At 66.5% G+C, this 8,306-nt stretch carries 5 protein-coding genes; 2 read left to right on the top strand and 3 right to left on the bottom strand.

The window, feature by feature from the left end; genetic code table 11:
- Positions 1–194: 194 nt before the first annotated feature.
- Both ACVOK1_RS19355 and ACVOK1_RS19350 read left to right on the top strand, forming a co-directional pair.
- On the top strand, positions 195–1,871 hold the full coding sequence (locus ACVOK1_RS19355) for a long-chain fatty acid--CoA ligase (protein WP_108768756.1): 1,677 nt from the start codon (positions 195–197) through the stop codon (positions 1,869–1,871).
- 161 nt (positions 1,872–2,032) lie between these two features.
- On the top strand, positions 2,033–2,905 hold the full coding sequence (locus ACVOK1_RS19350) for a crotonase/enoyl-CoA hydratase family protein (protein ID WP_108768755.1): 873 nt from the start codon (positions 2,033–2,035) through the stop codon (positions 2,903–2,905).
- A 194-nt stretch (positions 2,906–3,099) separates the two neighbouring features.
- On the opposite strand, the gene ACVOK1_RS19345 is transcribed toward ACVOK1_RS19350, so the two are convergent.
- From ACVOK1_RS19345 to lysS, 3 genes are all read right to left on the bottom strand, one after another.
- The gene (locus ACVOK1_RS19345; RefSeq protein WP_406231579.1) at positions 3,100–5,271 is read right to left on the bottom strand and encodes a response regulator; all 2,172 of its coding nucleotides are present in this window, start codon (positions 5,269–5,271) and stop codon (positions 3,100–3,102) included.
- A complete protein-coding gene (gene rpfG / locus ACVOK1_RS19340) occupies positions 5,268–6,413 on the bottom strand; it encodes a cyclic di-GMP phosphodiesterase response regulator RpfG (protein WP_481562975.1) in 1,146 nt (381 codons plus the stop codon). The genes ACVOK1_RS19345 and rpfG overlap by 4 nt, the downstream gene beginning before the upstream one ends.
- Positions 6,414–6,628: 215 nt before the next feature.
- On the bottom strand, positions 6,629–8,140 hold the full coding sequence (gene lysS / locus ACVOK1_RS19335) for a lysine--tRNA ligase (protein ID WP_481562974.1): 1,512 nt from the start codon (positions 8,138–8,140) through the stop codon (positions 6,629–6,631).
- Positions 8,141–8,306 lie beyond the last annotated feature (166 nt).

The following is an 8,306-nucleotide window of genomic DNA, read 5'->3' as shown; positions in this document are numbered from 1 at the left end:
GCCCCCCCCCCCCCCGCCGGGGGGGGGGGGGGGCGGGCGCGGCGCCCCCCCCCCGCCCCCCCCCCCCCCCCCCGCCACTACCGGACACAGAGGCCCCCTTCGCGTTTTCCCTACGGAACGGTATGCTGCTGCGAGCGGTTCTGGCGGATACTGTCCGCGCCGCACCCATCAAAAACGATTCCTGGAGGGGGAATATGAGTCTGGATCGTCCCTGGCTGCAGAGCTATCCGAAAGGCGTTCCCGCCGAGATCGACATCAACGAGTTCCATTCGGTAGCTTCGGTCTTCGACGCTTCCGTCGCGAAATTCCGCGACCGTCCCGCCTACTCCAGTTTCGGCAAGGTCCTCACCTACGGCGAAACCGACGCCCTGGTCGAGCAGTTCGCCGCCTACCTGCTGGGTGAGCTGAAGCTCAAGAAGGGTGACCGCGTCGCCCTGATGATGCCCAACTGCCTGCAGTACCCGATCGCCACCTTCGGCGTGCTGCGCGCCGGCCTGACCGTGGTCAACGTCAACCCGCTGTACACCGCGCGCGAGCTGAAGCACCAGCTGGTCGATGCCGGCGTCAGCGCGTTGGTGGTGGTCGACAACTTCGGTGACACCGTCCAGCAGGTCATCGCCGACACCCCGGTCAAGCACGTCATCACCACCGGTCTGGGCGACCTGCTCGGCCTGAAGGGCACGATCGTCAATTTCGTGCTCAAGTACGTCAAGAAGATGGTGCCCAACTACCATCTGAAGGGCGCGGTGCGCTTCCGCCAGGCGCTCAAGCTCGGCAGCCGCCACACCCTGCCCAAGGTCGAGATCGACCACGACGACGTCGCCTTCCTGCAGTACACCGGTGGCACCACCGGCGTGGCCAAGGGCGCGATGCTGACCAACCGCAACCTGATCGCCAACATGCAGCAGGCCTCGGCCTGGATCGGCGCATCGGGCATCGAGCCGGGCAAGGAGTGGATCATCACCGCCCTGCCGCTGTACCACATCTTCGCGTTGACGGCGAACGGCCTGGTCTTCATGAAGTTCGGTGGCTGCAACCACCTGATCACCAATCCGCGTGACATGAAGGGCTTCGTCAAGGAGCTCAAGTCGGTGCGCTTCACCGCCATCACCGGCGTCAACACCCTGTTCAACGGCCTGCTCAACACCCCCGGCTTCGACACCGTCGACTTCTCCTCGCTGAAGGTGACCCTGGGTGGCGGCATGGCCGTGCAGCGTGCGGTGGCCGAGCGCTGGAAGAAGGTGACCGGGGTGACCCTGGTCGAGGCCTACGGCCTGACCGAGACCTCGCCGGCGGCCTGCATCAACCCGCTGGACCTGAAGGAATACAACGGCGCCATCGGCCTGCCGATCCCGTCCACCGATGCCTGCATCAAGGACGACAACGGCAACACCTTGGCCATGGGCGAAGTGGGCGAGCTGTGCATCCGCGGCCCGCAGGTGATGAAGGGTTACTGGCAGCGCCCCGACGAAACCGCCACCGCCATCGATGCCGACCAGTGGCTGCACACCGGCGACATGGCGAAAATGGACGAGCAGGGTTTCTTCTACATCGTCGACCGCAAGAAGGACATGATCCTGGTGTCCGGCTTCAACGTGTACCCGAACGAAGTCGAGGACGTCATCGCGATGATGCCGGGCGTGCTGGAAGTGGCCGCTGTCGGCGTGCCGGACGAGAAGTCCGGTGAAGTGGTGAAGGTGGTCATCGTGAAGAAGGACCCGAACCTGACCGCCGAAATGGTCAAGGAACATGCGCGGGCCAACCTCACCGGCTACAAGCACCCCAGAATCGTAGAATTCCGAAAGGAGCTGCCGAAGACCAACGTGGGCAAGATCCTCCGTCGCGAGCTCCGCGATACGCCCGCCACGTAAGGCTTTCGGCGAATTTGAACACCTTCAGGGCCCGGGTTGGAAACAACCCGGGCCTTTTCGCGTGCGCGGTGCCGCGCCCGGTGTAGCATCGCCGCGTGTGTGGACCGTTCGGCCCGCCGGCCACCACTTCTCTCTGCGGGCCGCATGCCGAGGACCCTTCCATGAGTACCATTGAAAAGCTGTCTGCCAGCGGTTCGCCGTTCGCCACCATCCGTACCGAAGACAACGACGACGACTCCGCCCACTGGTTGTTCATGCACGCCGACGCGGCCACGGGCATCCGTCCCTGCTGCCGCAAGGACATGCTGGACGAGATGTGGAGCTACATGAGCGCCATCACCCGCGGCCCGGCCCAGCGCCACAGCGGTCGGCTGCGCCATTTCGTGCTGGCCTCCGATGCGGCTGCCTACAACCTGGGCGGCGACTTGGACCTGTTCACCCGCCTGATCCGCGAAGGCAACCGCGACCTGCTGCTGACCTATGCGCAGCGCTGCGTGGAAGGCGTGCACCATCTGCACACCGGCTTCGGCGGTGACGTGCGTTCGATTGCGCTGATCCAGGGCGATGCACTGGGCGGCGGCCTGGAAATGGCCCTGGCCTGCCACACCATCGTGGCCGAGGAAGGCTGCGGCATGGGCCTGCCCGAAGTGCTGTTCGGCCTGTTCCCGGGCATGGGCGCGTACTCGTTCCTGTGCCGCCGGGTGTCGCCGCAGCTGGCCGAGAAGATCATCCTCGACGGCCGCATCTATTCGTCCGAGGAAATGCACGCCCTGGGCGTGGTCGACGTGCTGGTGAAGAAGGGGGAAGGCCGCGCCGCCGTCGATGACATGATCCGCCACCAGCAGCGCTTGCCGCAGTCGTACCTGGCCATGAACGCGGCGCGCAACCTGGCGCAGTCGGTCAGCTACGACGAGCTGCTGGAAATCACCAAGGTCTGGGTCGACTCCGCCCTGGCCCTGGGTGATCGTTCGCTGCGCACGATGGATCGCCTGATCAAGGCACAGACCCGTCGCGCCGGCCTCGACGCCGCCTGATTGCTCTCCTCCCCCTCTGGGTTCAAGCCCGGCTGGCCCCCGGGCTTTTTTTCGCGCTCGCGCGACCAAGACAGTAGATCCACGCCATGCGTGGATGCCTTGCTGCGTGGATGCCTTGCATCGCGGACCGCGCGGAATGCAGCCGAGCATGGCTCGGCACTACATGAAACGAAGGCAGTCGAGCAAGCTCGACTCTACCGTTCCATGTCGTCGGCCGCGCCGCGTGCCTTGCGCTCGGCGCGTGCATCCAGGGCCTGCCGCCCTTCCTTGATCGCACCCTGCAGCACGGCCAGGCGCGGGCGCCATTCGGCCTTGAGCTGCCAGTCGGCCATCCGCATCAGTTCACCGGCGCGGTTGGCGGCACGCACCAGGCCCAGGTTGCCGGCCACGCCCTTGATCGCATGGGACTGTTCGCGGAAGGCGCCCCAGCGGCCTGCCTCGCCGTCGACTTCGGCCTTGCGCAGGCAGTTCTCGGCGTCCTCCAGGCACTGCCGGATGAACTCACGCTCGAAACCGTCGCCCATGCCCAGCGAGGCCAGCTCATCCAGCACGCCGGTGTCGAGCACGCCATCGAGGTTGGTGGCGGTGCGCACGATCGGCGGCGCCGACGCCTTCAGCTGGGCGTTGTTGGCGATCTCGGCCAGCGTATCGAGCAGGCGCACGGCCACGACGGGCTTGGCCAGGAACGCATGCGCGCCGGCCTGGGTGCAGCGCTGGATCGCTTCGGGGGTGACATCGGCACTGAGCACCAGCACCGGCGTGCGCGGGCCGCCGCCGGACTGCATCACGCGTAGTTCCTTCAGCATGTCCAGGCCGCTCATGCCCGGCATGTGCAGGTCGACGATGGCGGCGTCGAACTCGCTCTCGGCCAGCGCATCAAGCACGGCCTCACCGCCATCGACGCACATCACCTTGTGCCCGGCCTTCTGCAGCAGGCGCTGCAGCACCATGCGGTTGGCCTCGTGGTCGTCGGCCACCAGGATCTGCATGCTGCGCACGCGGGCGCGGTGGCGCAGGAACGGGTCGGTGAAGGCGATGACGTTGCCGCCCGGGCCGACGTCCTCGCCGGCGGCCACGCTCGGTACCGCACCCGGCACCACCGGCTCCGGCGGCGCGAACGGCAGCTCGACCCAGAAGTGGCTGCCCTGCGGCGGGCTGTCCAGGTAGCCGATCTCACCGTGCATGGCCTCGACCAGGCCTTTGGCAATGGTCGTGCCCAGGCCGGTGCCCTCATGGCGACGGGCCATGCTGACGTCGGCCTGCTCGAAGGCTTCAAACAGCCGTGGGCGCATGGCTACCGGCACGCCGATACCGGTATCGATGATGTCGAAGCGCAGGCGCACCGAGCCATTGGTGTCCGCGTGGACGAGGCCCACGCGCACTTCCACCTTGCCGTGGTCGGTGAACTTCACCGCGTTGCCGGCCAGGTTGAGCAGGATCTGCCGCAGGTGGCCGACGTCGCCGCGCAGCGTGGCGGGCACGTTCGCGGCCACCTTGACCTTGTACTCCAGGTGCTTGGCCTTGGCCTGCGGCAGCAGGATCAGGCCGATGGCCTGGACTACGTCGGCCAGCACGAAATCCTCGGCCACCACGCGCAGCTTGCCCGCTTCGATCGCGGAGATGTCCAGCACCTCCTCGACCAGCGCCAGCAGGCTGCGGGAAGAGGCCTGGATGGTGTTCAGGCACTCACGTTGCTCATCGTCCAGGCGAGTCGTCGCCAATACTTCTGTCATGCCATTCAATCCATTGAGTGGGGTTCGGAATTCGTGGCTCATGTTGGCCAGGAAGCGACTCTTCGCTTCACTGGCGCGCCGCGCCTCGGCCATGGCCTTGGTCAACTGCTTGAGCAGGGTCGAGAAATACAACGGTACCGCAGCCAGGCCCAGCCAGAGCCCGATCGCCAGTCGCAGGTTCTGCTCCCAGTAAGGTGTCAGCAGCACGGTGCTGCCGAAGCTGACCATCGCCATCGCCACGGCGACGTAGAGGTAGTTGTTGCCGAAGCGCATGCCGTTGCCGACGGTCACCCACATCACCACGATGTAGACCCACGACAGCGGTTCGCCCATCTGCACCATGCCCGCCGCGATCAGGCCGTAGTCGGCCAGCATGCCGAGCACGCGACGCGGATCGGAGCGACCCGGCTTCCACAGCAGCCAGCCGAACAGCAGCAGCGACAGCGACAGGCCGGTCAGGACGATGGCCAGCACGCCCACATACTGGTCGTGCGGCAGGTCGTGGCGCGGCGCCGGCAGCAGCACGTAGGCCAGGATGAAGCTGATCAGGACGATGCGGACGATCTGCTGCCCGTGTTCGCTGTCGTGGCGCTGGGACAACCGCAGGCGGATCCGCGACAGCAGGGATGTCACGCGCCCATCCCCGGCCGCGCCGAGGCGGTGGAATGCTCGGCGCAGATCTGTTCCAGCTGCTCGCGGCCCCGCAGCAGCGCATCCACGCAGCGCGGGTCGAACAAGCGGCCGCGCTGGGCATACAGGTACGCCAGGGTCGCTTCCATCGTCCATGCTTCCTTGTACGGGCGCGGTGAGATCAGCGCGTCGAAGACATCGGCGACGGCGACGATGCGCGCTTCCAGCGGAATCGCGTCGCCGACCAGGCCATCGGGATAGCCGCTGCCGTCATAGCGTTCGTGGTGGCGCAGCGCGATCAGCGCGCCGACCTGGATGAAGCGGTTCTGGCTGCCACTGAGCAGCTCGTGGCCGATGCGCGGATGCCGGCGCATGATCGCCAGCTCCTCGTCGTTGAGCTTGCCCTGCTTGAGCAGCACCGCATCGGGAATGGCGATCTTGCCCATGTCGTGCAGCGGGGCGGCCATCTCGATGAGCTTGACCTCTTCCTCGGGCAGGCCCAGCTGCTCGGCGATCAGCCCGGCCACCCGCGCCATGCGCTCGAGGTAGGCACTGGTGCCGGCATCACGGAACTCGATGGCGCGCGCCAGCCGCGAAAGGGTCTCGCGTTCGCGCTCTTCCACCTCGTGCATGCTGGCCAGCAGCCGCTGTTCCAGCGACAGCGCACGTTGCTTCACGTTCTCGGCCCGCTGGCGCAGCTGCAGCAGGTTGTAGCAGCGCGCACGCAGTTCGCGTGGCCGGATCGGCTTGACCAGGAAATCGATCACGCCCGCTTCCAAGGCGGCCTGCCGGATCGGCTCGTCGCCGACCACGGTGATCAGGATCACCGGGATGTCGCGGTGCTTGGGCAGCCGGCGGAAACGGCGGGCGAACTCCAGCCCGTCCATCTCCGGCATGCGGTAATCCAGCAGCAGCAGATCGACCGGGTACGACTCGCACCACGCAAGCGCGGTGAGCGGATCACCGAAGTCGTGCACGCTCAATTCGGGCGCGATGTCTTCAATGACATGGCGCAGCATCGTCCTTGCGGACGTCTGGTCGTCGACGATGACGATGTTCAAGGCGTTCTCTGCCTGCCTTCTCGACCACGCTGGAAGATCAGCCAGCGAGGATACCCCGCCGCTGTGCACACTGGCACCCTGCATCGGTACGACTCCCGTCACGAGCTCCCCGGTTCATGATCGTCGTCACAATGTGAAGCGGGTTCTCCACATCGACGCTTCTCCACATCGGCCCTCGATACCCCATCAAGCCATAGCGGGTGTCAAGGCCGTGCAACAACCATACGCCGAGTGCGGACCGCGTCAATGGCGCCGCCCGGATCCGGGACGGCGCGCACAGTCGGGAGCGGAACTGCGTCTTACTGCTCGGGACGCATGTAGGGGAACAGCAGGACGTCGCGGATCGAGCTGCTGCCGGTCAGCAGCATCACCAGGCGGTCCACGCCGATGCCCAGGCCGCCGGTCGGCGCCATGCCGTACTCCAGCGCACGGATGTAATCAGCGTCGTAATGCATGGCCTCGTCGTCGCCGCCTTCCTTCGCGGCCACCTGGGCCTGGAAGCGCTGCGCCTGGTCTTCCGGATCGTTCAGCTCGGAGAAGCCGTTAGCCAGCTCCTTGCCATTGACGAACAGCTCGAAGCGGTCGGTATAGCCCGGATCGTTGTCGTTGGCACGGGCCAGCGGCGAGACCTCCACCGGGTGGTCGGTGATGAAGGTCGGCTGGATCAGGGTGTGTTCGACGGTCGCTTCGAAGATCTCCAGCAGCAGCTTGCCCCAGCCGTAGGACGGCTTGACGCGGATCTTCAGGCGCTCGCAATGGCGCAGCAGCGCCTGGCGGTCGGTGCAGTCGGCGGCCGAGATTTCCGGGTTGTGGTGACGCACCGCCTCGTCCATGCGCCAGCGGCGGAAGGCCGGGCCCAGGTCGATCTTCGCGCCGTCCCACTCCACTTCGGTGCCACCGTTGACGGTGGTGGCCACGTCACGGATCACGCCTTCGGTCAGGTCCATGATCTCGTTGTACGTGGCATAGGCCTCGTACAGCTCCATCATGGTGAATTCCGGGTTGTGGCGGGTGCTGACGCCTTCGTTGCGGAAGTTGCGGTTGATCTCGTAGACGCGCTCCAGGCCACCCACGGTCAGGCGCTTGAGGTACAGCTCCGGCGCCACGCGCAGGTACAGGTCCAGGTCCAGCGCATTGTGGTGGGTGGTGAACGGCTTGGCCGCCGCGCCGCCGGGGATGTAATGCATCATCGGCGTCTCGACTTCGAGGAAGTCGCGGTTGTCCAGCCACGCGCGCATGGCGCGGATGATCTTGGAGCGCTTGATGAAGACCGCGCGCGATTCCGGGGTCACGATCAGGTCGACGTAACGCTGGCGGTAGCGCTGCTCGACGTCGGCCAGGCCGTGCCACTTGTCCGGCAGCGGGCGCAGCGACTTGGTCAGCAGGCGGATCGATTCGGCCTTGACCGACAGCTCGCCGGTCTTGGTACGGGTCAGGGCGCCTTCGACGGCGATGATGTCGCCCACGTCCCAGCCCTTGAAGGCGGTGTAGGCGTCGCCCAGGGCGCCGCCCTGCAGGAACAGCTGGATGCGGCCGGATTCGTCCTGGATCTGGGCGAAGCTGGCCTTGCCCATGATGCGCTTGGCCATCAGGCGGCCGGCCATCTTCACCTGGCGGCCGTTGCCTTCCAGGGCCTCGGCGGTCCAGGTCCCGGCATCGGCGAAGTCGGCCTGCAGCTGCCCGGCGAAGTCCTCGCGACGGAAGTCGTTCGGGTACGCGATGCCCTGCCCACGCAGCGCTTTGAGTTTCTCACGGCGCTCGGCGATCAACTTGTTTTCGTCGACGGGGGGGGTATCGGTAGCTTCGCTCATGGATCTGCGGGAATCGTGTAGTGGGAGGGGGGTACAGCGCCCGGCGCAGCCGGTTGGACAGCATACCAAAACCGCCCTGCCCGAGCCCCGCCGGAGCCGGTAGCGGGCGGGGGCGCGCAGCGGCCCGGACCCGCGAGAAAACCCCGCCCGGGCCCAGCCCCCCCAA

Source organism: Stenotrophomonas sp. STEN087, assembly GCF_056759115.1.
The sequence above is the reverse complement of the archived record's forward strand: the minus strand, read 5'-3'. Positions and strand labels throughout refer to the sequence as shown.